The organism is Sphingomonas agri (assembly GCF_038148795.1).
GTDB lineage: Bacteria > Pseudomonadota > Alphaproteobacteria > Sphingomonadales > Sphingomonadaceae > Sphingomicrobium > Sphingomicrobium agri.
Map to the genome: position 1 here is coordinate 217,925 of NZ_JBAPEU010000001.1, position 25,137 is coordinate 243,061.

At 63.3% G+C, this 25,137-nt stretch carries 30 protein-coding genes; 16 read left to right on the forward strand and 14 right to left on the reverse strand.

Going from position 1 to position 25,137, the window contains the following annotated elements; translation table 11 throughout:
• Positions 1-17: 17 nt before the first annotated feature.
• The 3 genes from V8192_RS01090 to coxB form a co-directional block, all read right to left on the reverse strand.
• Entirely contained in the window at positions 18-290 is a 273-nt protein-coding gene (locus V8192_RS01090; RefSeq protein WP_341631216.1) for a DUF4242 domain-containing protein, read from the reverse strand.
• Between the two features lie 133 nt (positions 291-423).
• Positions 424-2,097, reverse strand: a complete 1,674-nt coding sequence (ctaD, locus tag V8192_RS01095; protein WP_341631217.1) for a cytochrome c oxidase subunit I — start codon at positions 2,095-2,097, stop codon at positions 424-426.
• A gap of 24 nt (positions 2,098-2,121) precedes the next feature.
• Positions 2,122-3,243, reverse strand: a complete 1,122-nt coding sequence (gene coxB / locus V8192_RS01100; protein WP_341631218.1) for a cytochrome c oxidase subunit II — start codon at positions 3,241-3,243, stop codon at positions 2,122-2,124.
• A 166-nt stretch (positions 3,244-3,409) separates the two neighbouring features.
• Between coxB and pyrE the strand changes: the two genes are divergently transcribed.
• Genes pyrE through V8192_RS01125 form a run of 5 tightly spaced genes read left to right on the forward strand, consistent with a single transcriptional unit; the run spans position 3,410 to position 7,217 of the window.
• Positions 3,410-3,994, forward strand: coding sequence for an orotate phosphoribosyltransferase (gene pyrE / locus V8192_RS01105; RefSeq protein WP_341631219.1), 585 nt, complete (start codon positions 3,410-3,412; stop codon positions 3,992-3,994).
• Positions 3,991-4,722 (forward strand): pyridoxine 5'-phosphate synthase, encoded by a 732-nt coding sequence (locus V8192_RS01110; RefSeq protein ID WP_341631220.1) that lies wholly within the window; start codon positions 3,991-3,993, stop codon positions 4,720-4,722. The genes pyrE and V8192_RS01110 overlap by 4 nt, the downstream gene beginning before the upstream one ends.
• Complete coding sequence (gene acpS / locus V8192_RS01115; RefSeq protein ID WP_341631221.1) at positions 4,719-5,126, forward strand: holo-ACP synthase; 408 nt, start codon at positions 4,719-4,721, stop codon at positions 5,124-5,126. The genes V8192_RS01110 and acpS overlap by 4 nt, the downstream gene beginning before the upstream one ends.
• The gene (lepB, locus tag V8192_RS01120; RefSeq protein WP_373276302.1) at positions 5,127-6,005 is read left to right on the forward strand and encodes a signal peptidase I; all 879 of its coding nucleotides are present in this window, start codon (positions 5,127-5,129) and stop codon (positions 6,003-6,005) included.
• Positions 6,006-6,008: 3 nt separating this feature from the next.
• Positions 6,009-7,217 (forward strand): AI-2E family transporter, encoded by a 1,209-nt coding sequence (locus tag V8192_RS01125; protein ID WP_341631222.1) that lies wholly within the window; start codon positions 6,009-6,011, stop codon positions 7,215-7,217.
• Here V8192_RS01125 and V8192_RS01130 read toward each other — a convergent pair.
• The 3 genes from V8192_RS01130 to V8192_RS01140 all read right to left on the reverse strand — a co-directional run bounded on the left by V8192_RS01130 (position 7,099) and on the right by V8192_RS01140 (position 8,278).
• A complete protein-coding gene (locus V8192_RS01130; protein WP_341631223.1) occupies positions 7,099-7,641 on the reverse strand; it encodes an FKBP-type peptidyl-prolyl cis-trans isomerase in 543 nt (180 codons plus the stop codon). The two genes, V8192_RS01125 and V8192_RS01130, sit on opposite strands and share 119 nt — an antisense overlap.
• Positions 7,642-7,658: 17 nt before the next feature.
• Positions 7,659-7,865, reverse strand: a complete 207-nt coding sequence (rpsU, locus tag V8192_RS01135) for a 30S ribosomal protein S21 (protein WP_192588663.1) — start codon at positions 7,863-7,865, stop codon at positions 7,659-7,661.
• Between the two features lie 221 nt (positions 7,866-8,086).
• Entirely contained in the window at positions 8,087-8,278 is a 192-nt protein-coding gene (locus tag V8192_RS01140) for a hypothetical protein (protein ID WP_341631224.1), read from the reverse strand.
• Positions 8,279-8,586: 308 nt separating this feature from the next.
• Here V8192_RS01140 and V8192_RS01145 point away from each other — a divergent pair, with 308 nt between their 5' ends.
• Entirely contained in the window at positions 8,587-9,249 is a 663-nt protein-coding gene (locus V8192_RS01145) for a murein L,D-transpeptidase catalytic domain family protein (protein ID WP_341631225.1), read from the forward strand.
• A gap of 70 nt (positions 9,250-9,319) precedes the next feature.
• Here the strand turns inward: V8192_RS01145 and V8192_RS01150 are convergent, their stop codons facing one another.
• Complete coding sequence (locus V8192_RS01150; protein ID WP_341631226.1) at positions 9,320-10,780, reverse strand: L,D-transpeptidase family protein; 1,461 nt, start codon at positions 10,778-10,780, stop codon at positions 9,320-9,322.
• A 188-nt stretch (positions 10,781-10,968) separates the two neighbouring features.
• Here V8192_RS01150 and V8192_RS01155 point away from each other — a divergent pair, with 188 nt between their 5' ends.
• The 3 genes from V8192_RS01155 to V8192_RS01165 all read left to right on the forward strand — a co-directional run bounded on the left by V8192_RS01155 (position 10,969) and on the right by V8192_RS01165 (position 11,966).
• On the forward strand, positions 10,969-11,265 hold the full coding sequence (locus V8192_RS01155; RefSeq protein ID WP_341631227.1) for a PilZ domain-containing protein: 297 nt from the start codon (positions 10,969-10,971) through the stop codon (positions 11,263-11,265).
• Between the two features lie 15 nt (positions 11,266-11,280).
• The gene (locus V8192_RS01160) at positions 11,281-11,592 is read left to right on the forward strand and encodes a PilZ domain-containing protein (protein WP_341631228.1); all 312 of its coding nucleotides are present in this window, start codon (positions 11,281-11,283) and stop codon (positions 11,590-11,592) included.
• Positions 11,593-11,723: 131 nt separating this feature from the next.
• Positions 11,724-11,966, forward strand: a complete 243-nt coding sequence (locus V8192_RS01165; protein ID WP_341631229.1) for a hypothetical protein — start codon at positions 11,724-11,726, stop codon at positions 11,964-11,966.
• Positions 11,967-11,971: 5 nt separating this feature from the next.
• Here the strand turns inward: V8192_RS01165 and V8192_RS01170 are convergent, their stop codons facing one another.
• Positions 11,972-12,856: a peptidylprolyl isomerase gene (locus V8192_RS01170; protein WP_341631230.1), complete on the reverse strand. Its 885-nt coding sequence runs from the start codon at positions 12,854-12,856 to the stop codon at positions 11,972-11,974.
• A gap of 56 nt (positions 12,857-12,912) precedes the next feature.
• Here V8192_RS01170 and purT point away from each other — a divergent pair, with 56 nt between their 5' ends.
• Together purT and V8192_RS01180 are read left to right on the forward strand one after the other, a co-directional pair.
• Positions 12,913-14,088 (forward strand): formate-dependent phosphoribosylglycinamide formyltransferase, encoded by a 1,176-nt coding sequence (gene purT, locus V8192_RS01175; protein ID WP_373276303.1) that lies wholly within the window; start codon positions 12,913-12,915, stop codon positions 14,086-14,088.
• Positions 14,089-14,099: 11 nt separating this feature from the next.
• Positions 14,100-14,510 (forward strand): hypothetical protein, encoded by a 411-nt coding sequence (locus V8192_RS01180; RefSeq protein WP_341631232.1) that lies wholly within the window; start codon positions 14,100-14,102, stop codon positions 14,508-14,510.
• Positions 14,511-14,516: 6 nt separating this feature from the next.
• Here V8192_RS01180 and V8192_RS01185 read toward each other — a convergent pair whose 3' ends face one another.
• Together V8192_RS01185 and ykgO are read right to left on the reverse strand one after the other, a co-directional pair.
• Entirely contained in the window at positions 14,517-14,804 is a 288-nt protein-coding gene (locus tag V8192_RS01185; protein WP_341631233.1) for a hypothetical protein, read from the reverse strand.
• 166 nt (positions 14,805-14,970) lie between these two features.
• A complete protein-coding gene (ykgO, locus tag V8192_RS01190; RefSeq protein ID WP_006833921.1) occupies positions 14,971-15,096 on the reverse strand; it encodes a type B 50S ribosomal protein L36 in 126 nt (41 codons plus the stop codon).
• A 108-nt stretch (positions 15,097-15,204) separates the two neighbouring features.
• On the opposite strand from ykgO, the gene V8192_RS01195 reads away from it, so the two are divergent.
• Complete coding sequence (locus tag V8192_RS01195; RefSeq protein ID WP_341631234.1) at positions 15,205-16,260, forward strand: hypothetical protein; 1,056 nt, start codon at positions 15,205-15,207, stop codon at positions 16,258-16,260.
• On the opposite strand, the gene galE is transcribed toward V8192_RS01195, so the two are convergent.
• Both galE and V8192_RS01205 read right to left on the reverse strand, forming a co-directional pair.
• On the reverse strand, positions 16,257-17,267 hold the full coding sequence (gene galE, locus V8192_RS01200; protein ID WP_341631235.1) for a UDP-glucose 4-epimerase GalE: 1,011 nt from the start codon (positions 17,265-17,267) through the stop codon (positions 16,257-16,259). The two genes, V8192_RS01195 and galE, sit on opposite strands and share 4 nt — an antisense overlap.
• Positions 17,257-20,445 carry a VPS10 domain-containing protein gene (locus tag V8192_RS01205; protein WP_341631236.1) on the reverse strand — a complete coding sequence of 1,063 codons (3,189 nt, stop codon included), beginning with the start codon at positions 20,443-20,445 and terminating at the stop codon, positions 17,257-17,259. The genes galE and V8192_RS01205 overlap by 11 nt, the downstream gene beginning before the upstream one ends.
• A gap of 169 nt (positions 20,446-20,614) precedes the next feature.
• Between V8192_RS01205 and V8192_RS01210 the strand changes: the two genes are divergently transcribed.
• Positions 20,615-21,787: a M14 family metallopeptidase gene (locus V8192_RS01210; RefSeq protein ID WP_341631237.1), complete on the forward strand. Its 1,173-nt coding sequence runs from the start codon at positions 20,615-20,617 to the stop codon at positions 21,785-21,787.
• Positions 21,787-22,473 (forward strand): 2,3-diphosphoglycerate-dependent phosphoglycerate mutase, encoded by a 687-nt coding sequence (gene gpmA / locus V8192_RS01215; protein WP_341631238.1) that lies wholly within the window; start codon positions 21,787-21,789, stop codon positions 22,471-22,473. Before V8192_RS01210 ends, gpmA begins: the two co-directional genes overlap by 1 nt.
• A gap of 2 nt (positions 22,474-22,475) precedes the next feature.
• Here the strand turns inward: gpmA and V8192_RS01220 are convergent, their stop codons facing one another.
• Positions 22,476-23,063, reverse strand: coding sequence for a GGDEF domain-containing protein (locus tag V8192_RS01220; protein WP_341631239.1), 588 nt, complete (start codon positions 23,061-23,063; stop codon positions 22,476-22,478).
• Between the two features lie 180 nt (positions 23,064-23,243).
• Here V8192_RS01220 and purE point away from each other — a divergent pair, with 180 nt between their 5' ends.
• Positions 23,244-23,726 carry a 5-(carboxyamino)imidazole ribonucleotide mutase gene (gene purE / locus V8192_RS01225; protein WP_341631240.1) on the forward strand — a complete coding sequence of 161 codons (483 nt, stop codon included), beginning with the start codon at positions 23,244-23,246 and terminating at the stop codon, positions 23,724-23,726.
• Positions 23,723-24,784, forward strand: a complete 1,062-nt coding sequence (locus tag V8192_RS01230; protein ID WP_341631241.1) for a 5-(carboxyamino)imidazole ribonucleotide synthase — start codon at positions 23,723-23,725, stop codon at positions 24,782-24,784. The genes purE and V8192_RS01230 overlap by 4 nt, the downstream gene beginning before the upstream one ends.
• A gap of 56 nt (positions 24,785-24,840) precedes the next feature.
• Here the strand turns inward: V8192_RS01230 and V8192_RS01235 are convergent, their stop codons facing one another.
• Positions 24,841-25,110, reverse strand: a complete 270-nt coding sequence (locus V8192_RS01235) for a hypothetical protein (RefSeq protein ID WP_341631242.1) — start codon at positions 25,108-25,110, stop codon at positions 24,841-24,843.
• Positions 25,111-25,137: the final 27 nt, after the last annotated feature.

Below are 25,137 nucleotides of genomic sequence, written 5' to 3' on the forward strand. Positions count from 1 at the left end.
CCCAGCGCGTCAGCGCGCTACTCTGCTGTCGTCGGATCGATGGTCGTGCGCACCTGCGAGATCTTGTTTGCGGGAAATCCCCCGCGCTGCGCGTGTTCGCGGATCATTTCCTCGTTGGGAGCGCGATAAACGCAGTAGATCTTGTTGTCGGTGACGTAGCTGTGGACCCATTGGATCTGTGGTCCAAGATCGCGAAGTACCGAACAGGACGTCTGCGATGCCATCTTCAGGTCCTCGGGACTGAGCTTGCCTGCTCCCGGCATTTCCCGTTCGATCACGAACTCGGGCATGGCATCCCCTTTCGATCGTTCCTGTTGACCGGCAAGATCCATAACACCGGTTAACCGGAATGTCCGCACGGGATCGCAAAATGAAAAAGGCCCCGGTTTCCCGGGGCCTTTCCATGAGGTGAGCTCAAGATCCTCAGTCGATCCTGGGCAGGGTCGAATATTGGTGGAAGGGCGGCGGGCTCGGTAGCGTCCATTCGAGCGTCGTCGCGCCCTCGCCCCAGGGGTTGGCCGGAGCCCTCTTGCCGGCCGCGAGCGACCAGATGAGGTTGACGAAGAAGATCGCGACGCCGGCGATGGTGATCATGTACCCGACCGTCGAAATGTAGTTCCAGTAAGCGAATGCCGGCGTGTAGTCCGGAATGCGCCGCGGCATGCCGTCGAGGCCCAGGAAGTGCATCGGGAAGAAGATCACGTTCACCCCGATGAACATCAGGAAGAAGTGCAGCTTGCCGAGCAGCTCATTGTACATCCGGCCGCTCATCTTGGGGAACCAGTAGTAGAACCCGGCGAAAATCGCGAACACGGCACCAAGGCTCAGCACGTAGTGAAAGTGCGCCACCACATAATAGGTGTCGGTCATGTACGTATCGACGCCGCCGTTCGCGAGAACGACGCCCGTGACGCCGCCGACGGTGAACAGGAAGATGAAGCCGATTGCCCAGAGCATTGGCGTCTCGAAGCTGATCGATCCGCCCCACATGGTCGCGATCCAGCTGAAGATCTTCACGCCCGTCGGGACTGCGATGATCATGGTCGCGGCCGTGAAGTACATCTTCTCGTCGACACTCATGCCGGTAACGAACATGTGGTGCGCCCAGACGACGAAGCCGATGACGCCGATTGCGACCATCGCATAGGCCATGCCGAGATAACCGAACACGGGCTTGCGGCTGAAGGTCGCGACGATCTGGCTGATCATTCCGAAGCCCGGCAGGATCATGATGTAGACTTCCGGGTGCCCGAAGAACCAGAACAGGTGCTGGTAAAGGACGACGTTGCCGCCCCCGCTCGCGTCGAAGAAGGCAGTGCCGAAATTGCGGTCCGTCAGCAGCATCGTGATCGCGCCGGCCAGAACCGGCAGCGAGAGCAGCAGCAGGAAGGCGGTGACCAGGACGGACCACACGAACAGCGGCATCTTGTGAAGGGTCATCCCCGGAGCGCGCATGTTGAAGATGGTCGTGATGAAGTTGATCGCGCCGAGGATCGAGCTTGCACCTGCAAGGTGCAGCGAGAAGATCACCATGTCTACCGATGGGCCCGCCGAGCCGGAAGTGGAGAGCGGCGCGTAGAGCGTCCAGCCGGTTCCTGCACCAAGGCCGGTGCCGCCGCTGACGAAGGTCGAGCCGAGGAGAAGTAGGAAGGAGGGGACCAATAGCCAGAAGCTGATGTTGTTCATCCGCGGGAAGGCCATGTCCGGCGCACCGATCATCAGCGGCACGAACCAGTTGCCAAAGCCGCCCATCATCGCGGGCATGACGGTGAAGAACACCATGATGAGGCCGTGCGCGGTGATCAGCACGTTCCAGTGGTGCGTCCATTCATCGAAGTTCGCGGTGCCCGCGCCAAGCGGCCACGCCCGGTTGAGCACCTGGATCCCAGGTTCCATGAGCTCCCAGCGCATGATCCCGGAGATCGAGCCTCCGATGATCCCCGCGATGATCGCGAAGATCAAATAGAGGGTGCCGATATCCTTGTGGTTCGTGGACATGAACCAGCGGACGAAAAAGCCCGGCTTGTGGTCCGCATCATGGTGCGCGCCATGCGCCCCGTGCTGCTGGAGATGAAGTGCGTCGGCGGTCGTGCTCATGGGTCTACTGATCCGATCGGCTTATTAGTTCGTACGGTTGGCGACGTTCGGGTTGCCCGGTGCAGGCGCGGGGTTCGCGGCGGCGGTCCCGGCGACTGCAGGAGCCGCCGGCGCATTGCCGGCTGAATTGGTCGCATTGGGCAGGGCGGCCGTCGTCGGGGCGCCGCCCGTCTTGGCGGCCGGCAGGTGGCCGCCGTTCTGGGCAATCCACTGCGCGAACTTCGCGGGCGTGGTTACCTCGACAGCAATTGGCATGAAGCCGTGCCGTGCGCCGCAAAGCTCCGAGCACTGGCCGTAATAGACGCCCTGGCGCGAGGTCATCGCCCAGGTCTCGTGAAGCTGTCCCGGGTTCGCGTCCTGCTTGATCCAGAATGCCGGCACCGCGAAGCTATGGATAACGTCATCGGCGGTGATGATGAATTTCACGACCTTGCCGGCCGGAATCACCAGACGATTGTCGACCGCGAGCAGCGGCGGACCGTCGGCGTTGGTGCGCGCCCGTTGGTTGGCCTGACGGGTCGGATCGTTCGCCTCCTTCAGCATGTAGCTGTCAAAACTGACGCCGTAATCGGGAAGCTCGTAGGACCAGTACCACTGATGACCGGTCACCTTGACGGTAACGTCGGCCGGGGGCGGCGAATATTGCTTCCGAAGGAGCCGGATGGAGGGAATCGCGATGCCCACGAGGATCAGCACCGGGACCAGGGTCCAGATCACTTCGATCAGCGTGTTGTGCGAGTTGCGCGAGGGCGTCGGGTTGGCGGCCCGACGGAACCGTACGAGCGCAATGATCATGAGGACGAGGACGAAAGCGCTGATGAGTGCGCAAAGGGTCAGCAGCCAATTGTCGTGGAAGGCGAGAGCCTCCTGGCCGATCGGGGTGACCTGGTCCTGGATTCCCTTGCGGCCATCGGGCTGGCCGATACCGGGCGTTGGGAGCACGTGGCCAACACTGCCATAGACGATCGGCAGCTGGGCGGTGTCGGGCTTGCTGGCGCTCTGAGCGGTTCCGGCCGGCGGTGTTGTGCCGGTGGTGGCCGGTGTCGAAGAAGCGCTATTCTGGGCAGGCGCTGTCGCGGCAGCCTGGGCGGCCGCAGGGGTGAGGCCCGCCGCGGCCACAGCAATCGCCCATCCAATCAGTCTCATTGTCACCCCGGTTTTGCGAGCATTGGGACGAGGACGCGAGAACCGCGTCCCCCGAATATGGGCGTCTCTATAGTCGCGGCTTTTCGGAGCCTCAAGCGGGTGTTCCAAGATGCTGCTCGGCGGATGTTGAAGGCGCCTGCGCCGCAGCCTAAACGGCTCCCGCATGATGAGCGACGACGAGATTCTTGGCGAGTTCCGCGCCGCCGGCGCCCTCCTCGAAGGGCATTTCATCCTTTCTTCGGGCCTGCGCAGCCCCAAATACCTCCAGTGCGCGCGAGTCCTGATGGATCCCGCCCGGGCCGAACGCCTGGCGAAGGCGCTCGCGGCGAAACTTCCCGATGAACTGCGCTCCTCCATCGACGCCGTGCTCTCGCCGGCGATGGGCGGGGTCATCATCGGGCACGAGATGGGGCGAGTTCTTGAAAGGCCGGCGATGTTCCTTGAGCGTCCTCAAGGAAGGTTCGAGCTGAGGCGCGGGTTTCGTCTCGACCCCGGTGCAAGAGTGCTCATGGTGGAAGATGTGGTGACGACAGGATTATCGTCACGCGAAGCGATCGAGGCCGTGCGGGAGGCCGGCGGCGTGGTCATTGGCGAGGCAGCGCTTGTCGATCGCTCCTCGGGGAAAGCCGAGCTTGGCGTCCCTTTCTATCCACTGATCCGCATCGACGTCCCGACCTATGAAGCAGGGGCCATCCCCGCTGACCTCGCCGCGATACCTGCCGTGAAGCCCGGGAGCCGAGCCGCCGCGTGACCGGCAAGCTCCGCCTCGGGGTCAATATCGATCACGTCGCCACCATCCGGAACGCGCGTGGCGGCGACCATCCCGACCCGGTGCGCGCCGCGATCCTTGCGGCACAAGCGGGGGCCGACGGCATTACTGCGCACCTGCGGGAGGACAGACGGCACATCACGGATGAGGATATTGACCGGTTGATGGCCGGGATCCGCCTTCCCCTCAACCTCGAGATGGCCGCAACCGAGGAGATGCTTGAGATCGCTCTTCGTCACAAGCCGCACGCTGCCTGCATCGTCCCCGAGCGCCGCGAGGAACGCACTACCGAAGGCGGCCTCGACGCGGCCGGCCAGCACGATCACCTTGCTTATTATGTCGACAGGCTCGGCTCTGCGAACATCCGCGCCAGCCTGTTCATCGAACCAAGCGTCGAGCAGGTTGCCGCAGCGGTGCGCCTCCGGGCTCCGGTCGTCGAGTTTCACACGGGAAGATATGCGCATGCCGCAGGCGAGGATCGAGCACTCGAACTGAAGCGTATCGCCGACTGCGCGGCCCTCGCGGTCAAGAACGGGATCGAGCCGCACGCCGGGCACGGCCTTACCTTCGACAATGTCATCCCCGTTGCTGCAATTCCCCAGATCGCCGAACTCAACATCGGGCATTTCCTCATCGGTGAGGCAATCTTTACGGGCCTCGATATTGCCGTGAGTCGCATGCGCGGCCTCATGGACGAGGCGCGCGGGTGATCGTCGGAATCGGATCGGACCTTTGCAACATCGAGCGGATCCAGAATTCGCTCGACCGCTTTGGCGAAAGGTTTCTCAACCGCGTTTTCACCGAGACCGAACGCAGGAAAGCGGCCAGCCGGCCGCACACGACCGCCGGGACGCTCGCCAAGCGCTTTGCTGCCAAGGAAGCCTTCTCCAAGGCGGTTGGAACGGGGTTCAAGCGCGGCGTATTCATGAAGGATATCGGGATCGTGAACGCGCCGTCGGGCGCTCCGACCATTGTTGCGACGGGCGGCGCCAAGGCGCGGCTTGACGCCCTTGCACCGGAGGGGCACGCCATCGACATTCATTTGACAATGACCGATGATCACCCTTGGGCGCAGGCCTTCGTCATCCTGACCGTCCGCAAGCTGGAGTCCTGATTGAACGACACCGTGCCCGAAGCGAGCGCCGACCAGCCGGCGGCACCGCCCGCAGAGAAGCAGGAAAGCAAGGGGTCCGCGCTGTGGCGCGAGATCAAGGGCCTTTTGTGGGTGCTGCTTGCTGTCCTCGCCTTCCACAGCTTCATCGCAAAGCCCTTCTACATCCCGTCGGAATCGATGATGCCGGGGCTTCTCACCGGCGACCGGCTGGTGGTCAGCAAATATCCCTATGGCTGGTCCTGGGTATCCCCGAGCTTCCACGTTTTCCCACCAATCCAGGGGCGGCTGTTCGGTCGGATGCCCGTGCGCGGCGACATCGTGATCGTAACGCCGCCTGGACAGCGCAGCGATTATATCAAGCGTGTCATCGGGCTTCCCGGCGACACCCTGCGGATGGTCGGGGGCCAGCTCTACATCAACGGCGAGGCAGTGAAACGCCAGATGCAGTCGCCGCAGATGGTCCCCATCGACATCAACTCGCCGTGCGGCTCCGGCACGGACCCCGCGCTCTATGACTTCAGGGTCCAGGGGCCCGATGGAAAGGCCTATTGCCGGGTGCCTGTCGTCCGCGAGACCCTGCCCAACGGGCGCAGCTACGAGACGGTCGAACTGGGCCGCTCGAGCGAAGACGATTTCGGACCGGTCACGGTCCCTCCGGGACGCCTCTGGCTGATGGGCGACAACCGGGACGATTCGGCTGACAGCCGCGTACCTGAGTGGCAGGGCGGCCTCGGGGGCCCGGTTCCCTGGGAGAATATCGGGGGCCGCGCCGAGTTCATCACTTTCTCGCTCGACGGCTCGACCGTGTGGTGGAACCCGCTTAGCTGGTTCAGGGCTCTGCGGCACGGCCGCGCCGGACGTTCACTCAGGAACAGCTGACCCTTGTCCAAGCCGCCGACCATAGAGCCGCACGTGGAGCGGCCGGGTCCAGCGGAATTCCGGGACCCCTTCGTTCGCCGCGAAATGCAGAAAGCGGCGGTATGGTTCGGCATGGCACTCGCGATCGCCGGGGTGATCGTGCTCGGCCAGCCGCTGCTGCTCATCATCGGGGGCGCCATCTTCGCCGTCTTCCTGGACGGAGGCATCCGGCTTGTCGGCCGCTTCGTCCCTGTCCCCCGCGCCTGGCGCCTCGGGCTCGTGCTCGTGCTCGGCTTCGGCTTCATCGGGTGGGTGATCTGGTTTGCCGGGACGACCATCGGCGCGCAGTTCGAAACGCTGCGCGAGGTGGTGACCGCGCAGTTCAACCGCCTCATTCACTTTGCCGAGACGCTCGGGCTGATGCCCACCGGCGAACCGACCGATCTTGGAAGCCAGCTACTGGGCGGCATCGGCCGCCTGACAAGCGCCGTGGGCAGCGTCATCGGCGCCGTCGCGAGCATCATCGCGATGATCGTCATCGGCATCTTCCTCGCCTCGGAGCCGCGGCTCTACGACCGCGGCATCGCGTGGATGCTGCCGCTACGGGCACGTTCGGGCTTTTACCGCATCGCCGAGCACGCCGGCTTCACGGTCCGGCGCCTTCTGTTCGGCCGCCTCGTCGCCATGCTGTTCGAAGGGGTGTTCACCTGGTTCATGCTGATGCTCGGGGCCATTCCGATGGCAGGTCTTCTGGGCCTTGTTACGGGCGTACTCGCATTCATTCCCAACATCGGCGCCATCACCTCAGGGGTGCTGATGATCGCAGTCGGTTTCAGCGCCAGCCCGCACCAGGGCATCTGGTGCATCATCGTCTATTTCCTCGTGCACAACATCGATGCTTACGTCGTCGTGCCCTACGTCGCCCGCCGGACGGTCGATATTGCGCCGGCAGTATTGCTGGCCATGCAGCTTCTGATGGGCGCGCTGTTCGGCGTTCTCGGCATCCTCTTTGCCGATCCAATCCTTGCGACGCTGAAGGTGGTTCTGATCGATCTTAGCCGGCAGCACGCCGAAGAAGTAAATGAGCCGCCGGCGGTGGTCGCCGGTGACAGGGCTACTGCTGCGGCTCCGGCCCCTGCTGCTGCTGCTGCTGCTGCTGTTGCTGAGCCTGCATCTGCTGCATCATCGCCGCGCCGCCGCGGGCGATCTTCCGGACCCGCACCTCGAAGGTAAGCGCGCTGTTCTTGGGAAAGCTCGGCGGCGGGGGCGAGCCGCCGAAGGCCAGCCGCTGCGGCATGGTGAAGCGATATTCACCGCCTTCCTGCATCTTGGCCATGGCCTCGGCAAAACCGGGGAAAACCTGGTCCATCGCGAAAGGCTGGGCGCCGCCATGGCTTTCGCTGCTGTCGAGCACCGCGCCGTCGTCGGCCGTCAAGATGTAGTCCATGAGCGCTGCATCGGCGCGACCGATCGGTTCACCCTTCCCGGCCTTGATCGTGCGGAACTGGAGCCCGCTTGACGTCAGGACCGGCCGGAGTGAACCCGCGCCGATCCATGCAAGTCCAATCCCGGCGGCGATGATCGCGAGGAAGGCAAGCCACAACGCGAGCGTCCGGCCGCTTCGGGCGGGACGATGGGCGGCTTCTGCGACGGACACGTCCTGGCGCTTAAGGCTTAACGGGAGCCTTCGCGCTCGGCGCGCTTGCGCTCGAGCTTGCGGGCGCGGCGGATCGCTGCAGCCCGCTCGCGGGCCCGCTTTTCCGACGGCTTCTCATAATGGCGGCGCAGCTTCATCTCGCGGTAGACGCCCTCGCGCTGCAACTTCTTCTTGAGCGCGCGCAGCGCCTGCTCGACATTATTGTCGCGAACGATGATCTGCATACGGACCCGTCACACTCCTATTCAATCTGTTTCACCTGTCCCGACGCTCGTGGGATCAGGATTTTTGCAGCAATACGCTATCGTCCTCCGGAGGCATTCCTGCGGCGGCGGCTGCCCCATAGCAGCGGGCCGCGCCGCGTTCAAGGCACGCCGGCCAGCGTTTCCACCCGATTGATTTTTAGGACCAGCGCCCGCGGCACGAGTTCGGGAGCCCGGTCAATTCACCCCAGCCTGTAGGCCGAAGCGAGCTGTTCGAGGTGATCCGCGGTCCTCTTTTGACGCTGAATCCAGTCGGCGGTGACGTCCACATTGTCGTGGAGGAACTTCACTGCTCCCGTTTCCATGAATTCAATGTCGCCGCGAATGCGCTCAACTTCCAGAATCAACTCCTCGACGATCAGCTCCGGATCCATCTCAACCTCTTGAAATCAGGTGATTAATCACCATTTCCTCATGCACGCATCAGCGTCCCGGCCAAGAAGGCCGCTACCGCGACTGAAGCGTATAGGATCGGGTGGCCGAAGGCGACGGCTTTCCGGGGGTGCCGGGGGACTGCTTTTCCAGCGAGACTCTGCACATTCTGCCAGGACGGCACGACGAACCGTTCACGAGGCAGGACGGAAGGCGAAACCCGAAGCTATGGGTTATCGGCCATTAACCCATTGAATGTTAGACAGTTGGTTTCCGGCGGAGGGAAAGAATGTCGTTGAACAGGCGGGAAATGTTGCGTCTTGGTGCTTATGCGGGGGCGGGGGCGATCCTTTCCACTGCAGCAAGCTCGAGCGTGCTTCCGTCGCTGGTTGCGCCCACTGCGCCCGATCCTCTTGCGCCGCTTCAGGCTCAGCCTGCGCAGGTCGTGACACCGACGGCTCCGGGCGGAATTGATCCGCAGCTGTTCGCAAGGGCAAAGGCGGCGCTCGATCAGCACCAGATCTACGCTCGCGACACCATCGGCATCGCCGACTTCTCTAAACCCTCGGCCGAAGCGCGGTTCCACCTCGTCAATCTTGCAACCGGCGAGGTCGAGAGCCACCGCGTCTGCCACGGCCGCGGTTCGGACCCGTCGCACTCGGGTTATCTCGAGCGCTTTTCCAATGACTTCGGTTCGTACGCGACCTCGAACGGCACCTACGCGACTGCCGATTATTACGACGGCAAATATGGGCTTTCGATGAAGGTTCGCGGTCTCGACTGGACCAACAACAATGCAGAGGCCCGCGCCATCGTCATTCACAACGCCTGGTATGCAGAGGACGACATGATCCCGCTGCATGGCCAGCTCGGACGTTCCGAAGGCTGTTTCGCAATGTCTCGCGAAAGCCAGTATGCCGTTATGCGCAAGCTTGCCGGCGGCCGCATGATCTACGCAGATAAGCTCGCCTGAGAAACTGGCGGCGGCTGCCGCCGCGGCGTTCTCGGCAGCCTAGCCAGTCGCCATTCGAACAGGCAAAAAACTAGCGCGCCGCGACCTCGTCGGCCGTCTTCACCTTCGGCTTGGGCTTCGCCGGTGCCGCGACTTCGTCCTTGGGCTTGGGCGGCGTTAAGCTCGCACCGCCGTCCTTCATGTCGAGCGCGGCCATGGCCTTGGAGTCGCGGCCGTAGAGGTCCTTGTACTGGACGATCCTTCCGTCGTTGAGCGCGGCTGTGCTGAAATAGACGATGTAGACGGGCACCGCCTTCACGAAATTCGCCTGGACCGTCTTCTTGCTATCGAGCGCCGTCTCGATCCTGTCGGGGGTCCAATCGCCGCCGTCATCTCCAAGCAACTGGGTCGCAAGATCGAGAATGTGCTCGGTCCGGACACAGCCATGGCTGAGCGCGCGCGTCGCGTCGTTGAAGCGGCTGCGGGCGTTCGTATCGTGAAGGTAGATGGCTTTCGAATTCGGCATCACGAACTTGACCTGGCCGAGCGCGTTGGTCGGTCCGGGCGGCTGACGCCAACGCTGGATCGAGCCATCCGGCGCCTTTACCGGCACGAAGCCCTTCTTGCCCGCAGCTTCGTGCTCGATACTCTTGGGCACTTCCCACCAGGGATTGAGGATCACGCCCGTCGCCAGAGCGTAGAGCTGCGGGGTCGGCGTCGAGAGCTTGCCGGCGATCGCCCGCTGCTTCCAGCGATTGACCCCGTTCTCGACCAACGTCGCGTGAAAGCCGGGCACGTTGACGATGATATACTTGTCGCCAAGGTCTCGCGGCAGCCAGCGCCAGCGATCGAGGTTGAGGCGGATCCGCTCGCGCTTGGCTTCATCGCCAGCCGGCGTCGAGGCGAGCGCTTCCTTCAAAGCGGCATATTGGGGATGCGTCGGCAGGAGCCCGTTCAGCGCCTGCGCGAGGTTGTGCTGGGCAAGCGCGTTCCGAAGCAGCGCGTCCTGCTTGGCGGCATCAAGATCCTTGTCGACAATCCACCAGTCGATGCGAGCCGGCTTCTTGATATGTCCAAGCGCAAGGTCGGAAGAGAGGAGGTTGAAGCGCTCCGTTGCGGCGGCGGAAAAAATTGCCGGGTTCCCCGTATCGACCGCAGCCTGCAAGCCGGCTGGATCATAATCGGCGGGATTGAGCCCTTCGGCCCCGACCTGCCCGATGTAGGCAATGAGGGCGAGCGCGCTCGGTGCGTCCCACACCGCCGGCGGAAGCGGAGGCGGAAGTGGAGCGCTTTGCGCCGTCGCCGGCTGGTCAGCCTTGAAATCCGGGTTGTTGGGAGCAAGTGCGTCGGGTGGGGTCCTTGCGCCGGGCTTTGGCTGAACGACAGGGGCGGTACGCGGCAAACGGACCTGCGCCGGACTCGTCGTCGGCGCCTGGGTCGGCCCTGCGCGCGGCGGAACGGCGCCCATCGGTTGGATCTGCGCGAATGCTGGACCCGAGGCGATTCCACCGATCGCCGCAATCCACACAAGAGCGGTCGGACGCCGCTTCATCGGCCTAAGCAACATGTTCATTTCAAACGATAACCCCGCTTCCCTCACCATCAATACATCGCTTGCCTGACAACCGCCAGCCGCCTTGGCGATAGAGGCGTTCCTCTCGTCGCTGGCCTGCCCTGTCTCGCAAACGAATCCTTAAGCGAGGATTGCTAGGATCGCCTCGGCGGAGGTGGAGGAGTTGAGTGGCGTCTTCTTTTTTTCTCGACGGGTCGATGATCTCTCGCGCGGAGAAGCGCAGCGTCGATGAGCGGGTCGAGTCCCGGTATCCCTCGACGTCCAGTACGGGCGTTCTCGAGTTTCGCGGCCGCAAGCATGTCGTGCGGCTGGTCAACGTTTCCTCATCAGGGGCGATGGTGATTTTCCCGCACGTGCCCAACATTGGTGAGCGCCTGCCCCTCCAGATCCTTGACCACGGCGTCGTGACGGCACAGGTGCGCTGGGTAAGGGACGGGCGCATCGGCCTGTCCTTCGCGGCCTGACGGGAGCAGCCGCGGATGGAGATGAGTTTCGTGTCGATCAAGGCCCGCATCGCCGAGGATCACAGCGATGAACGCCGGCGCACTGCGCGCACGCCCGTCGAACTCGAAGCGAAGATGCGAGAGCTTGGCGCCAGCGGCGTCGAGGCCAAGGTCCTCAACATCTCGGAAAAAGGCTTCATGGCAGAATCCGAAGGCCGGTTTGAAGTGGGCTCGCGCGTTTGGCTGATCCTGCCTGGCCGCGAACGCGCGAATGCCGTCGTGAAATGGATCGCCGGAGACAAGATCGGCGCCGAATTCGACGGCGAGGTCTCGCTCGATCAGTCCTAGGAGCTCGGCTGGTCCGCAGAGCGGCTCCGCTCACCGTTAAGCACCCCTCACCAGCAAGTTAAACCTGCGTCACTGCCTGCAACCGCTTTTGCGGTCGCTCGTTGGCCTCGCCGATGAAAGGAAGGTTTGTGATGCCGATCACCCCCGGCGACGCTTGGAGGCCTTACGAGCGGGGCTATCATGTTGTGTACCGCGAGCATGAAGTGAACCATTGTCCGGGCTGCGGACGCACTCACTGGATCATCGGACGGATCTCCGCCGAATGCGCTTTTTGCACGACGGCGCTTCCGCTCGCGGAAGCGAGCATGCGCTCCCACAACGGTCCGGTGACGATCCAGCACAAGAACCGCGACACCCACGCCTGGGCCGCCTGACCCTTTCAGGGTTTCTTGCGCACCGGCACCTGGACGTTGCACAGGTCCACGCCGCCTGCAGGCCGGATGTAGAAATCGTCGTGCCGGTTCCGGCGCACCTCCAGATAGCGGGCGAAGGTCGCTCCCGCCGTATCCATATATTCGTATGAAGGGCGATCCCGTGCGGGAAGAGCGCTCGCGAGCTCGACCCGGGCGATGGGCACATATTGCGCCTTGTCCTTGTAGAAACCGAGCGCCTCGGTGCCGCGCGGAAGCGAGCTCAGGTGATCGATGCCATCGATTACCCGGCCGACGAGCGCGATGTTGCGATCGAGCTGGCGCGGCGCCTGGCCGATGACCGCGTAGAGCTCGCCGCCGGTGCCCGTGTCGGGCGACAGGTCCCGGCCGACCCCGACGCTTGCGTAGCAGTGCGTGAGGTTCGCCCAGCCCTCTTTTCTATTGTAGGCGACCGGCCAGCCCTCGACGAACCCGGCGCCTGCCGCATAGGGGTCCGGCGAACCCAGCGGCGTGATTTTCAGTCCCTTCAGCGGCCGGGTATATTCGGCTGGGGGCTTGGCCGTCACTCCCTTCGGCCAGGGCCTGTCGCTTTCGTTCCGGCCCCACTGCGCGACATAATTGTCCTGCACGCGGTAGACGCTCGCGCCGGCCCAATAGGCGCCGCGCGCCAGCGCCTGGATATTGGCGACGTGGACGGGGGCGAACGCCGGCGCGAGCTGCACCACGACGCGCCCGCCGTTTGCAAGGTCGATCAACAGAAGGTCTTCGCTGGAAATGGCCTTCCACGCGCCCGGGGGAGACTTCGCGACGATGTCGGCGGGCGTCAGCAGCTTCCCGGGCGACGCGGCTCCGACCATGAGCCCGGCGGCAGCGAGAATGAGAATATGGCGCATGACTATCCCCCTTTGGCGATGGTCTAGCGAAGCAACAGCCGCGCCGCTATCCGCGCTTGATGTATCTCACGACGCTGATGCTCCTGGGCTCAGGCGAGCTCGGCCGCGAATTCGCTATCGCGGCCAAGCGCCTTGGCTGCCGGGTGGTTGCCTGCGACCGCTATGCCAATGCTCCCGCAATGCAGGTGGCCGACGAATTCGAGGTCTTCCCGATGCTTGACGGCAGGGCGCTGCGGGCTGCCGTCGAGAAGCATCGGCCGGCAGTCATCATCCCGGAGATCGAGGCAATCGATACGGAAACGCTTGCTGCTCTCGAGACGGAGGGATGGCGTGTCGCGCCTTCGGCGAAAGCCGTACGGCTCACGATGAACCGCGACGGCATTCGCGACTTCGCAGCGAGGGACCTCGGGCTGGTGACCTCGCGATACCGGTTCGCCGAAACGCGGGAGGAAGCCATCGCCGCTGCTCAGGAAGTGGGTCTTCCGTGCGTCGTCAAACCCGTGATGTCGAGTTCAGGCAAGGGCCAGAGCACCGCGAAAGACCTTGAGGGCATCGGCAGTGCCTGGGACTATGCAGTCGCGAACATGCGCGGCGACCGGCCCCGCGTGATCGTCGAGGAGTTCGTCTCGTTCACGAGCGAAATCACCTTGCTCACGGTGGCGACCAAGGACGGGGTGATCTTCTGCCCTCCCGTCGGACACCGGCAGGAGGCCGGTGATTATCGCGAGAGCTGGCAGCCGGCCGCCATTCCCAGGGAGGCACTGCAATCGGCCCGGTTCCAGGCGCGCAAGGTGGTGGAAGCGCTGGGCGGACACGGCATCTTCGGCGTCGAATTCTTCGTGCGCGGCGATCAGGCGATTTTCTCGGAGCTTTCACCGCGTCCCCACGACACCGGCATGGTGACCCTTATCAGCCAGTTTCCGAACCAGTTCGAGCTGCACCTTCGAGCGATTCTGGGCCTCCCGATCCCGTCGATAGAGCCCGCCGGTCCCTCGGCGTCCGCCGTCATTCTCGCGAGCGAAGAGAGCGACACGATCGCCTACGATGGCCTTGCCGAAGCCCTTTCGCTCGGCGCTCCTGGACACGCGGTCGACGTCAGGATCTTCGCCAAACCCAAGACCCTGAAGAACCGCCGCATGGGCGTCGCGCTTGCACGGGGCGAGAACGTCGAGGAAGCGGTCGAGCGGGCGAAGGCCGCAGCCGCTCGCGTCCGAATTCGTTATACTTGCTGAAGGAGGAGTTCATGCGCCGCTCTTGCTCGATCGCGTTACTGGGGCTCCTGGTTGCAGCCTGTGACAACGGCCAGCCGCAACAGTCGAACCAGCCAACGATCAAGGTGCGTTCGAAAGAACAGGAACAGCTCCACCAGCTCGATGCCTTCAACCTCGCAATCGGCCTGAAGCGCGCGATTTACGATGCAGGATACACCTGCAAGCGTGTGACTGACGCAGGCTTCGTCGGCACCTGGAAGAATCTCGACATGTGGATGGCGCACTGCGAGTATGAAAAGGGAACGCCGCGCGACTGGGCAATTTTTGCCGGACCCGACGGCGGCGCCCAGGTCCGCGACTGCAGCGACATTCATCCGGGCGACGGGCTTCCGGCCTGCTCGATCAAGGAGCGGCCGAAGGGCAGCTTCAACCAGTTGAAATGATGTGCGTCAGCCAGTGCTTCCCGGGTTGCACTGTCGCGTTTCCCGATACTCGCCCGTCGCCGAGCGCTCCTTCACGGTGACGCAATTGCCCTGGCGCGTTTCTTCGCGCCAGCTGCCGTCGGGCTTCGTGATCCGGTTGCCGCGCGGGACGCGGTTGCCGCGCTGGTCGACCTCGTAATTCCAGTTTCGCGGTGTGCGCTGACCCTGAGCCTGTGCGTGAGCGGATGAAATAGAGACTGCCGCGAGGCACGCGGCAGTGCCGATGACCAGCGCCCTTGCTGTGGTTCCCCTCATCCTGGCATTCCTCTCCTCGGCCCCTCTATCGCCTGATGTTGGATCGGTGCGAGAGAATCGCAATGGCGCAAGCCTCCGGCAAGCGAAGGAAAGGCGCCAGCTTGGAGAAGAGCAACCGGCGCTTGGCCTGTCCCCAGCCGATGACCGACCGGTGGCAAGATGGTGGTTAGCCCTGGCGCGCCTTGAAGCGGCGGTTCGTCTTGTTGATGACGTAGGTCCGGCCGCGGCGACGGATGACGCGGCAGTCCCGGTGGCGCGATTTGAGCGACTTCAGAGAATTGCGAATCTTCATGGCCGGGCGCCTGCTCGTGTCTCGTATCTTAGGTTGTCGGGTGGGTTCGATTGAACCGGCGGCTCCCCTAGAGAGAGCTGCCCGCCAAGTCAAGGCAGCGTCCGCCTCATGCACCCGACTGCGAGTATCGGCGTTGGTGGCGCCATGGCCTGGGACATCGTCTACGGCGCGGCCGGCGCCATACTCGCCTCGATGACGCTTCTCGACGTCTTCGAGACCGTCGTCGTCCCTGGCGGAAGCCGGGCATCGCTGAAGGTCGCAAGGCGGCTCGTCATCATTCTCCTTCCGCTCTGGAAAGCGGTGCGCGGCAGGCGGCACGGGCTTTCGGGATCATTTGCCCCGATGGTGCTCGTCCTCTCGTTCATGATCTGGATCACGCTGCTCGCATTCGGCTTCGGACTGATGGCCTATGCCGCGCGATATCATTTCCAGCCGGTGCTGAAGAGCATTCCTGACGCCGTTTACATGGTCGGAAGCTCGCTGGTCACGATCGGCGTCAGCGACGAAAATGCGCTGGGTTTCGGCCGCTGGCTCGTTCTTTCGGCCGGCTTCTGCGGCCTTGCCGTCATGACCATGGCAGTTACCTACCTGCTCGAAGTTCAGGGAAGCGTCTCCAAGCGCGACATTGGGATCATCAAGCTCAACACAGCGGCAGGCCAACCACCCTCGGCCCTCACTCTCCTTCAGCGTTTCGCTGCAATCGGCAATCGAAGCGAGCTGGTGGAAATCCTGCGCGGAGCACGCGACTGGTGCGCGACGGTGCGGCAGAGCCACTCCAACCATCCCTCGCTCATCTATTTCCAGTCGGTTGCGACGGGAACCGGATGGCCTGCAGCGCTGGGCGCGATGCTCGATCTCGCGCTCCTTTGCGAGCAGTGCATCGAGGACGAGACATTGCGCGGCGCCGCGGTGCTCCTGCGCGAGGAAGGCAGCGACATGGCGCGGGAACTTGCCGACGTCGTTCACCTGAAGCCAGAAAAAGCGGACGGAAACGAGCCGGAGTTGAAGCAGGCCGCCGAGCAGCTGCGTGCCTCGGGATATCCCATCCGCGAAAATGTCAATTTCAGTGCGATGGCCAGTCACCGCGCCCTATATCGAAGCTGCGTCAAGGCGCTTGCGGATCACCTTGGAAAGCCGGCGTCCACACTTGTCCGCCAGGGCTAGCCGGCCGCGTTCTCGCGCTCCCCGAGCATTTTCTCCCACCCGAGCGCGTCGCCCACGATCCTGTCGATATCATCATAGGTGGGTCGCCAATCGAGCGTCTCGAGGATTCGCGCATTCGCCGAGACCAGCATCGGCGGATCCCCGGCCCGGCGTCCTTCCATGACCCGCCTGATCGGCGTTCCCGTCGCCCGGTCCACGGCATCGAGCACCTCGAGAACGGAGAGGCCGCGGCCATAGCCGCAGTTCATCACGAGATTGTCCCGAGGGTTTGCGATCAGCCATTCGAGTGCCGCCACGTGAGCAGCCGCAAGGTCGGAAACGTGAATATAGTCGCGAATGCATGTCCCGTCGGGAGTAGGATAATCGGTTCCGTACACGGCGACATGGTCCCGTTTTCCGACTGCAGTCTCGACCGCGACCTTGATGAGGTGCGTGGATCCCTTGCCCTGCTGCCCCGTCCGGCCTTGCGGGTCGGCGCCTGCAACGTTGAAATATCGCAGGGCACCGTAGTTGAACGGATAGGCAGCCGAGGCGTCGGCAAGCATCCGCTCGGTCATCAGCTTGGAGGCGCCGTAGGGATTGATCGGTTCCTTCGGATCATCTTCCGCTACCGGCACTTTTTCGGGCGCCCCATAGACGGCCGCCGTCGAGGAAAAGAGGATGTGCTCGAGGCCTGCGTCGAGCGCGGCGCTGATCAGTGCATGGGTCGCGACCGTGTTGTTGCCATAATATTTGAGGGGGTGCTCAACCGATTCCGGGACGACGATGGAGCCGGCGAAATGCATGATCGCCCGGATGCCCTGCTCCTCGAAGATGCGCCGCACCAGCGAGTGATCGGCAATATTCCCCTCGTAGAACGGCACGTCGTCCGGCACTGCCCGCCGGGCGCCGTTCGAAAGGTCGTCGATCACCGACACGCTCCAGCCCGCGTCCTTGAGTGCAAGCATGGCGTGGCTGCCGATGTAACCGGCGCCGCCGGTGACAAGGACCGGAAGCTTATTCACCATCGTCTTCATCCTCACTGTCGTCAGCGGTCGCAGTCCCTTGCTCGACCGCCGGCTCGGGCTTTCGCTCGATCGGAGGAAGGTGCGCAGCGGCAAGTTTCGCGTTCAGCGGCGCAAGCTCCGTACCGAGAAGCTTATCGAGCGCCTGCAGTTGGCGGTCGAGCCGCTGCGAGAGTTCGCTGAAAACCGCATAATCCTGCTCGGTCGGGGCAGCCTCGCCGTCCTCGACCACGCCCGCTAGAGCAGCGAGCTTGTTGTTGAGCATGATCGGATAGTTGAGTGGGTCCTGGGAGCTGCGGTTACGGGTCTGGTAGATGCTTGCCTCGATCGCCGAGAGGCGCTGCTCGAGATCATCGCCCGACCTTCTGATCTGGGGATCGCTGACCTTCCTCAGATCGCCGTCGATCTGAGCGCGGACCCCGCGGATCAACAGCACTGCATCATTCGCCTGCCCGACCTTCGCGTCGATGGCGCGCGCAAGATCGAAGCGCTTCTGGAGATCCGCCTGGCTGACACCGGTGACCCTGGGATCCAGCCGGATCTCGGCCGACTGCACCTGCGTCTGCCCATCGGCGGTCAGCCGAACCTGATACTGCCCGGGCAAAGCGAGCGGTCCGCGGTTGCGGCCGGCCCAGAAGATCATGCCCTTGAACTCGGTGAAACCCGGATAGTGCATGTCCCATGTATAGCGATTGAGGCCGGGCTTGATGCTTGGCTTGGGCACGGGCTTGGGTCCGAAATCCTCTTCGTCCCCACCCTCTTCGCCCTCTTTCTTCGGCTTCTCGGCGGCGCCTTCGAAGCTCCGCACGACCTTGCCCGAGGGATCGAGAATGTCGATCGTGAGCTTGGCCGGGGTCTTTGGCAGATAATAATCGATCATTAGGCCAGGATCGGTGCCCCGGGTGGCGGGAGCAGGCCGGAACAGGCGAACCGCCTTGTTTCCGCGCGCGGCATCGAGCTGTCGAAGAACGTCGATATTGTCGAGTATCCAGAAGGATCGCCCGTGCGTTCCGATCACGAGGTCGTGATCCGTGACAGCGAGGTCAGCGACCTGCGTTACCGGGAGGTTGCGCTGCAGCTTCTGCCAGCTGAGCCCGTCGTCGAAGCTCACCCAGACTCCGCGCTCCGTCCCGAGATAGAGGAGGCCGGGCCGCGCCGGATCCTCGCGAACGCTGCGAACGATTTCGTCGGCAGGAATCCCGTGCGTGATCGGTCGCCAGTGCTTCCCATAGTCCGTGGTCTTGAAGAGATAGGGCCGCATGTCGTCGAGGAGGAACATGTGCCCGGCAAGGAATGCGGTCCCCGGGCGGCTCGGCGAATCTTCGATCGTCGTGATCTTGAGATATTTGGGAAAGGTCCTTGGCGTGACGTTCTGCCAGGTACGGCCATTGTCCCGGGTCACGTGCACCAGACCATCGTCTGAGCCTGTCCAGATCACGTCCTTCTCGAGGCGCGAGGGTGTCAGCGCGAAGACCGTACCATAGGTCTCGACGCCCGTCTGATCGAGCGTGATCGGCCCGCCCGATGGGCCGAGCGTCGCCGGGTCGTTGCGCGTCAGATCCGGGCTGATCTTCTCCCACGACTGACCCCCGTTGGTGCTTCGCCAGACGTGCTGGGAGCTCGCATAAAGAGTGCCCTTGTCCTGGGGATCGAAGACGATCGGATAGGTCCACTGGAACCGCTCCGGGATGTCCGAGGCCGAATGACCCATCGGATTGTCGGGCAGGATATTGACCGCGCGTTCCTGCCCGTTGGAATAATCGAACCGATCGAGTTCGCCGCCGTAGCTCCCCGCATAATAGATGTTGGGGTTCGACGGGTCGTTGGCGATATAGCCGCTTTCGCCGCCTCCGACCGAGAAGCCGTACTGGCCGCCGAGCACATTCATGTGCTTCCAATCCTTGCTCGGCACGCAGATCGTCGAATTGTCCTGCTGCGCCCCGCACACGAGGTAGGGAAAATGGCCCGTGATCGTCACTCGATAGATCTGGGCGGTCGGATATTCCTCCTTGGTCCAGGTCTGGCCGCCGTTGGTGCTGACGCTTGCCCCGCCGTCGTTCGCCTCGATCATCCGCTGGTTGTTGTTCGACGCGATCCAGAGGTCGTGGTTGTCGCCGTGCGGCACCTTAATCTTCGTCTTGAACGTCTTGCCCCCGTCATCCGACCGGAAGAACTGGACGTTGGTGACGTACACCCGGTCCTTGAGCTTGGGGTCGGCGGTGATGCGGCTATAGTAGAAGGCGCGCTGTCTCAGATCGCGGCTCTCGTTCGTCCGCCGCCAGGTTGCGCCGCCATCGTCAGAGACGAACACGCCGCCATCGCGGTTCTCGACGATCGCGTAGACGCGGCTGTCGTCCACGGGCGAAACGCTGACGCCGATCTTCCCGTCTAGACCCGCGGGCATGCCAGGGTTGCGGGTCAGCTCGGTCCAGTGTTCGCCGCCATCGATGCTCTTGAACAGGCCGCTTCCCGGTCCGCCCGAGCTCATGCCCCAGGGCCTGCGCCAGGCTTCCCAGAGCGCTGCGTAGATGATTTTGGGATTCCTGGGGTCGATCGAAAGGTCGACGGCACCTGTTCGCGGATCGCGGTAGAGCACCTTGCGCCAGGTCGAGCCCCCGTCGGTGCTCTTGTACACGCCGCGCTCGGGCGTCGCCGTCCCATAGTGTCCGAAGCCCCCGACGAAGATCGTGTTGCAGTTCGTGGGATCGATCCTGACACGCGAGAAATTCTGTACCTGCTTCAGGCCGACGCTTCGCCACGTCTTCCCCCCATCGGACGATTTGTAGACGCCGTTCCCGGGCATGATGTTGCCGCGCAGCTCGGTCTCTCCGGTCGTGAAATAGACGATGTCCGGGTTGGCCTCGCAGACGGCAACGCCGCCGACCGCCGAATTATCGACGTCCTTGTCTGTCGTCGGCTTCCAGCTGACGCCGCCATCGGTGGTTTTCCACAGTCCCCCGCCCGTCGCGCCGAAATAATATTCAAGCGGCCGCGAGGCACTGCCCGCGACCGCAATCGAGCGACCGCCGCGGTTCGGCCCGATGTTCCGCCACTTGAGACCGGAAAGATATGTCTCGTCCACAGTGTAGGGCTTGGTCGGGATATTGTGTTCGACCTGGCCGAACACCGGCGCTGACGAACATAGAAGGATGGCAACAACGGCAGCAGAGCGAGGCTTCATCGCGCGGCTTTCTCCCGGAAGGCTGCACCTCGCGGACGCGGGGCGGCCCGAGACGCCTAAGAGCGGGTCAGGACAAGGTCAAACTCATCGTGGCGGAGCAAGCCGGTTTGCCTGATCCTGAGGTCCGCACTATCAGCGCGCCGAATTCCACCTCTTTCGAGAAATATCCATGGCAGTCACGATTTCGAGCGCGTTCGACGCGGGCAATATCCGAGTCCTCAAACAGGATGGCGACAGCGCCGATCTGGAGATCGTCAAGGACCACATGAGCGACTTCTATCAGTGGTTCTATTTCCGCGTTGCGGGCGGCGGCGGACGCGAGCTGACGCTCAGGATCACCAATTGCGCGGGTTCCGCATATCCGCACGGGTGGCCGGACTACAAAGGAGTGATGAGCCTCGACCGCGAGGAGTGGGTACGGATCCAGGACACGAGCTATTCGAACGGGGTCCTGACGATGAAGCTGACGCCGCCGCAGGACGTGGTCTGGATTGCATATTTCGCGCCCTATTCGATGGAACGCCACCACGACCTCGTGACCCAGACGGCAACGATTGCGGGCGTCGACTACCGCTCGCTCGGAAAGAGTCTCGATGGACAGGACATCGACTGCCTGACGATCGGCGCGGGGCCGCTCAGCGTCTGGCTCTATGCCCGCCAGCACCCCGGCGAAAGCATGGCCGAATGGTGGATGGAGGGCGCGCTCGAGAAGCTGACCGACGATGATGACCCGGTTGCGCGCGTGCTGCGCAAGGAATGCACGTTCCGTGTCGTCCCGAACATGAATCCGGACGGCTCGCGCCGCGGGCACCTGCGCACCAATGCCGTGGGCGTCAATCTCAACCGGGAGTGGCACGCACCGACTGCCGAAAAGAGTCCCGAAGTGCTTTGCGTGCGCAACGCGATGGACGAAACCGGCGTCGACTTTGCCATGGACGTCCACGGCGACGAGGCCATTCCGGCGAACTTTCTTGCAGGCTTCGAGGGGATTCCCTCGGTCACCAAGGCGCAGCTCGACCTGTTCGGCGTCTTCAGCGAAACGCTTGAAAGGCTTTCGCCCGATTTCCAGCGCAGCAAGGGTTATGAGATCCCAGCTCCCGGCAAGGCGAACATGTCGATGTCGACGACGCAGCTTGCCGAACGCTACGGTTGCGTGTCGATGACACTCGAAATGCCCTTCAAGGACAATTTCGACCTTCCCGACGAAGTCTACGGCTGGTCGCCGCAGCGTTCGAAATATCTCGCCTCGGCTTGCCTCGACGCCGTCCACGCGGTTCTTCCAGAGCTCAAGAAGGCCAAGACGGACGCGAACCGCACCGCCAAGCAGACCGAGCCGGCCTGATGCCGACCTTAGTGCTGCTGCGGCACGGCCAGTCGCAGTGGAACCTCGAGAACCGCTTTACGGGCTGGTGGGACGTGGATCTCTCTCCCGCGGGCGTCGAGGAAGCTCGCCTTGCAGGATCGCTCCTGCGCGAAAAAGCCTTCGACTTCGATTGCTGCTTCACGAGCGTCCTCACCCGCGCGATTAGGACGCTCCACCTCGTTCTCCACGAGATGGACCGCCTGTGGCTGCCCGTGAGCAAGGACTGGCGCCTCAACGAACGCCACTATGGGGGGCTCACCGGCCTCAACAAGCAGGAAATGATAGACAAGGTCGGAGCCGAGCAGGTCAAGATATGGCGGCGCTCCTTCGACATTGCGCCGCCGCCTCTGGAAGCGGGCAGCCGCTACGATGTCAGTCAGGACCGGCGCTATGCAGGCATCGAGGTCCCGCGGACGGAGAGCCTCAAGGACACGATCGCAAGGGCAGTGCCTTATTATGAGGCGGAAATTGCGCCGGCGCTTTCATCCGGAAAGCGCGTCCTTGTCGCCGCGCACGGCAACAGCCTCCGAGGAATTATCAAATATCTGTCCGGTATCGGGGATGACGAAATCGTCGGTCTCGAAATTCCGACTGGCAAGCCGATCGTCTACGACCTCACAGATGACCTTTCGGTTATCCGCCGATATTATCTCGAAGAGGACTGAATTTAGGCGGCCGCCTTTCGCCGGTACATTGCCTCGTCGGCCCGTTCCATGACCGCCTCGGCAGTGTCGAGCGCATCGATCATGCCGACGCCGATTGCGACGCTCAGCGGCAATGCCTCGCCGTCGTGGAGGAACTCACAGGCCGAGATCTGCTCGATCAACCGCGCTGCCGTCTCTTGCGCGGCGTTTTCATCGGAATTCTCAAGGAGGATACCGAACTCGTCGCCGCCGATCCGCGCAACGACGTCGCTGTGGCGAACCCCCTTCGAGAGGAGCACTGCGACCTGAATCAGGGCTTCGTCGCCGGCGCGATGACCGAACGTGTCGTTGATCATCTTGAGGCCGTCGAGATCGACGAACAACATCGCCCCGTTCACTCCGTAACGATCGACTCGCGCGATCAGCCGCTCGAGCTCGCGCATGAAGCCGCGCCGATTCGGCAGGTTGATGAGAGAATCCTGATGCGCGAGCTGGTCGAGCTGCTCGACGCGCTCCTGCAGGCGCGCGACCTTGCCTCTCAACGAACTGATCTCTTCGATCAGACGCTTTCTATCCTCGACGTCTACAACGTCGGTCACTTGGTCAGACATTGCCCCTGAGCCTTTGCTCTTGTCTGTAACGCCACCATAGCGCGATTCGAAACGTCTGAAAACGCAGGACCATCGCCACATTCGACTCCTAACGCGACTCGCCTCGCGAAAGCTCCGATTGCGTAGCCAGAATCGCACCCCTAAACGAGCCGCATCCTACAACTGGTTCAAGGCGGGACAATGACGGAGCCGCAGGTCGGCATCATCATGGGCAGCAGTTCCGACTGGGAGACGATGCGCCACGCCGCCGACACGCTTGACCAGCTGGGCGTTCCGCACGAGCGGAAGATCGTGTCCGCCCACCGGACGCCAAGACGGCTTTATGATTATGCCCATTCGGCGAAGGAGCGGGGCTTGAAGCTCGTCATTGCCGGCGCCGGAGGCGCTGCGCATCTTCCCGGGATGACGGCGTCGATGACGTCCCTTCCGGTACTCGGCGTGCCGATCGAGACACAGGCGCTGAAGGGCATGGATAGCCTGCTCTCGATCGTCCAGATGCCAGCCGGAGTTCCTGTCGGAACGCTGGCGATCGGCAAGGCCGGGGCAATCAATGCCGCATTGCTGGCGGCGGCGATGCTCGCGATCAGCGACGAGGCCCTTTCGAAACGGCTCGAATCCTGGCGCGAGGCCCAGAGCGGATCGGTGGCCGAAGCTCCGGAATGATTGCGCCGGGCTCGACCATCGGAATCATCGGCGGCGGCCAGCTTGGCCGGATGCTCGCAATTGCGGCGGCCCAGCTCGGCTACAAGTGCCACATCTTCGACCCGCACGAATGCCCGTGCGCGGCAGACGTCGCTGCCTACGTAACGCGCGCCGCCTTCGATGACGTCGAGGCCTTGCGGCGCTTCGGCGAGGACGTCCAGGTCGCGACGTACGAATTTGAGAACCTGCCGGTCGAAGCACTCAGTGTTCTTGGCGACAAGCTGAAGCCCGGCACCCGATCCCTTGCGATCGCGCAGGACCGGGCAGCCGAAAAGAGGTTCATCGAGCGAGCGGGCGCGCGCGTGGCGCGCTGGCAAGAAATTTCGACTTTTGCCGACGTGACTGCCTCGGTCCTCGAGGTCGGCTTGCCCCTCGTCCTCAAGACTCGCCGCTACGGTTACGACGGCAAGGGGCAGGCGTGGGTTCACTCCAAGGAAGAGGAAGCGGCAGCTTGGAAAGCGATCGGCGAGGAGCCCGCGGTCGCCGAGGCGGCGGTCGATTTTCTCGCGGAATTTTCGGTAATCCTCGCCCGCTGGGAAGACGGGCGTCATTGTTTCTGGGATTCGCCGCAGAACGAACATGGCGAAGGCATCCTTCGCCGCTCGAGTGTCCCCTGCAGCGAGGCAGTGAGCCTGCAGGTGCCACCGGCGCGCGAGGCATCCCTTCGCATCGCCGAGGCGCTTGGCCACGTCGGCGTACTCACCGTCGAGTTCTTCGCGAGCGTGGACGGACCGCTCGTCAACGAGATCGCTCCCCGGGTCCACAACAGCGGCCACTGGACGATCGAGGGTGCAGTCACTTCCCAGTTTGAACAGCATATCCGGGCCATCTGCGGCCTTCCTCCGGGAATTACCGGCCTCACCCGGGGCGGCGCCCTCATGGAAAACCTGATCGGTGAGGAAGTCGGGCGCTGGCCCGAGCTCATGAAAGAGCGCGGAGCCCATGTTCACATTTACGGCAAGGACGACGCGCGGCCGGGAAGAAAGATGGGGCACGTGACGCGGGTCAGCCGCGCATGACCGGGCCTCGGTAAGTCGGCGAGGGGCGGAGGCGCGCCGCCCATACCTGGCTCGCGCTACTTCTTCCCGCGCTCCGACTTGGTTACGTCGCTGACGTTCTGGTCATGGCCGCTCTTGCTGCTGAAGAAGGCTGCGGCGAAGAGCCCGCAGCCCAGAAGCACGGAGAAGAACACCCCAAGCGTCGTTGCGATGATCGTGTTCGCATCAAGCGACCCGGTGGAATAGAGGTAAATGAGTGCGGCGGCGACCATCAGGACCGCGATCACCGCGATCCAGGCCATGATGCGTTTGAACTCGGCGACCGCCTGCTGGCGTTCAGTCGACATGAATCGTCAATAGCGACGTGTCGCTGC

Excerpts from the sequence above, each read along its gene's own strand:
- V8192_RS01185 (WP_341631233.1), bottom strand. The coding sequence starts at position 14,804 with ATGAGGGGAACCACAGCAAGGGCGCTGGTCATCGGCACTGCCGCGTGC.
- V8192_RS01160 (WP_341631228.1), top strand. The coding sequence starts at position 11,281 with ATGGAGATGAGTTTCGTGTCGATCAAGGCCCGCATCGCCGAGGATCAC.
- purE (WP_341631240.1), top strand. The coding sequence starts at position 23,244 with ATGACGGAGCCGCAGGTCGGCATCATCATGGGCAGCAGTTCCGACTGG.
- rpsU (WP_192588663.1), bottom strand. The coding sequence starts at position 7,865 with ATGCAGATCATCGTTCGCGACAATAATGTCGAGCAGGCGCTGCGCGCG.
- V8192_RS01165 (WP_341631229.1), top strand. The coding sequence starts at position 11,724 with ATGCCGATCACCCCCGGCGACGCTTGGAGGCCTTACGAGCGGGGCTAT.
- V8192_RS01220 (WP_341631239.1), bottom strand. The coding sequence starts at position 23,063 with ATGTCTGACCAAGTGACCGACGTTGTAGACGTCGAGGATAGAAAGCGT.
- pyrE (WP_341631219.1), top strand. The coding sequence starts at position 3,410 with ATGAGCGACGACGAGATTCTTGGCGAGTTCCGCGCCGCCGGCGCCCTC.
- coxB (WP_341631218.1), bottom strand. The coding sequence starts at position 3,243 with ATGAGACTGATTGGATGGGCGATTGCTGTGGCCGCGGCGGGCCTCACC.
- V8192_RS01150 (WP_341631226.1), bottom strand. The coding sequence starts at position 10,780 with ATGAAGCGGCGTCCGACCGCTCTTGTGTGGATTGCGGCGATCGGTGGA.
- galE (WP_341631235.1), bottom strand. The coding sequence starts at position 17,267 with ATGGTGAATAAGCTTCCGGTCCTTGTCACCGGCGGCGCCGGTTACATC.
- V8192_RS01230 (WP_341631241.1), top strand. The coding sequence starts at position 23,723 with ATGATTGCGCCGGGCTCGACCATCGGAATCATCGGCGGCGGCCAGCTT.
- ykgO (WP_006833921.1), bottom strand. The coding sequence starts at position 15,096 with ATGAAGATTCGCAATTCTCTGAAGTCGCTCAAATCGCGCCACCGGGAC.
- gpmA (WP_341631238.1), top strand. The coding sequence starts at position 21,787 with ATGCCGACCTTAGTGCTGCTGCGGCACGGCCAGTCGCAGTGGAACCTC.
- V8192_RS01090 (WP_341631216.1), bottom strand. The coding sequence starts at position 290 with ATGCCCGAGTTCGTGATCGAACGGGAAATGCCGGGAGCAGGCAAGCTC.
- V8192_RS01210 (WP_341631237.1), top strand. The coding sequence starts at position 20,615 with ATGGCAGTCACGATTTCGAGCGCGTTCGACGCGGGCAATATCCGAGTC.
- V8192_RS01205 (WP_341631236.1), bottom strand. The coding sequence starts at position 20,445 with ATGAAGCCTCGCTCTGCTGCCGTTGTTGCCATCCTTCTATGTTCGTCA.
- V8192_RS01170 (WP_341631230.1), bottom strand. The coding sequence starts at position 12,856 with ATGCGCCATATTCTCATTCTCGCTGCCGCCGGGCTCATGGTCGGAGCC.
- V8192_RS01235 (WP_341631242.1), bottom strand. The coding sequence starts at position 25,110 with ATGTCGACTGAACGCCAGCAGGCGGTCGCCGAGTTCAAACGCATCATG.
- V8192_RS01180 (WP_341631232.1), top strand. The coding sequence starts at position 14,100 with ATGCGCCGCTCTTGCTCGATCGCGTTACTGGGGCTCCTGGTTGCAGCC.
- ctaD (WP_341631217.1), bottom strand. The coding sequence starts at position 2,097 with ATGAGCACGACCGCCGACGCACTTCATCTCCAGCAGCACGGGGCGCAT.
- V8192_RS01140 (WP_341631224.1), bottom strand. The coding sequence starts at position 8,278 with ATGGATCCGGAGCTGATCGTCGAGGAGTTGATTCTGGAAGTTGAGCGC.
- V8192_RS01195 (WP_341631234.1), top strand. The coding sequence starts at position 15,205 with ATGCACCCGACTGCGAGTATCGGCGTTGGTGGCGCCATGGCCTGGGAC.
- V8192_RS01145 (WP_341631225.1), top strand. The coding sequence starts at position 8,587 with ATGTTGCGTCTTGGTGCTTATGCGGGGGCGGGGGCGATCCTTTCCACT.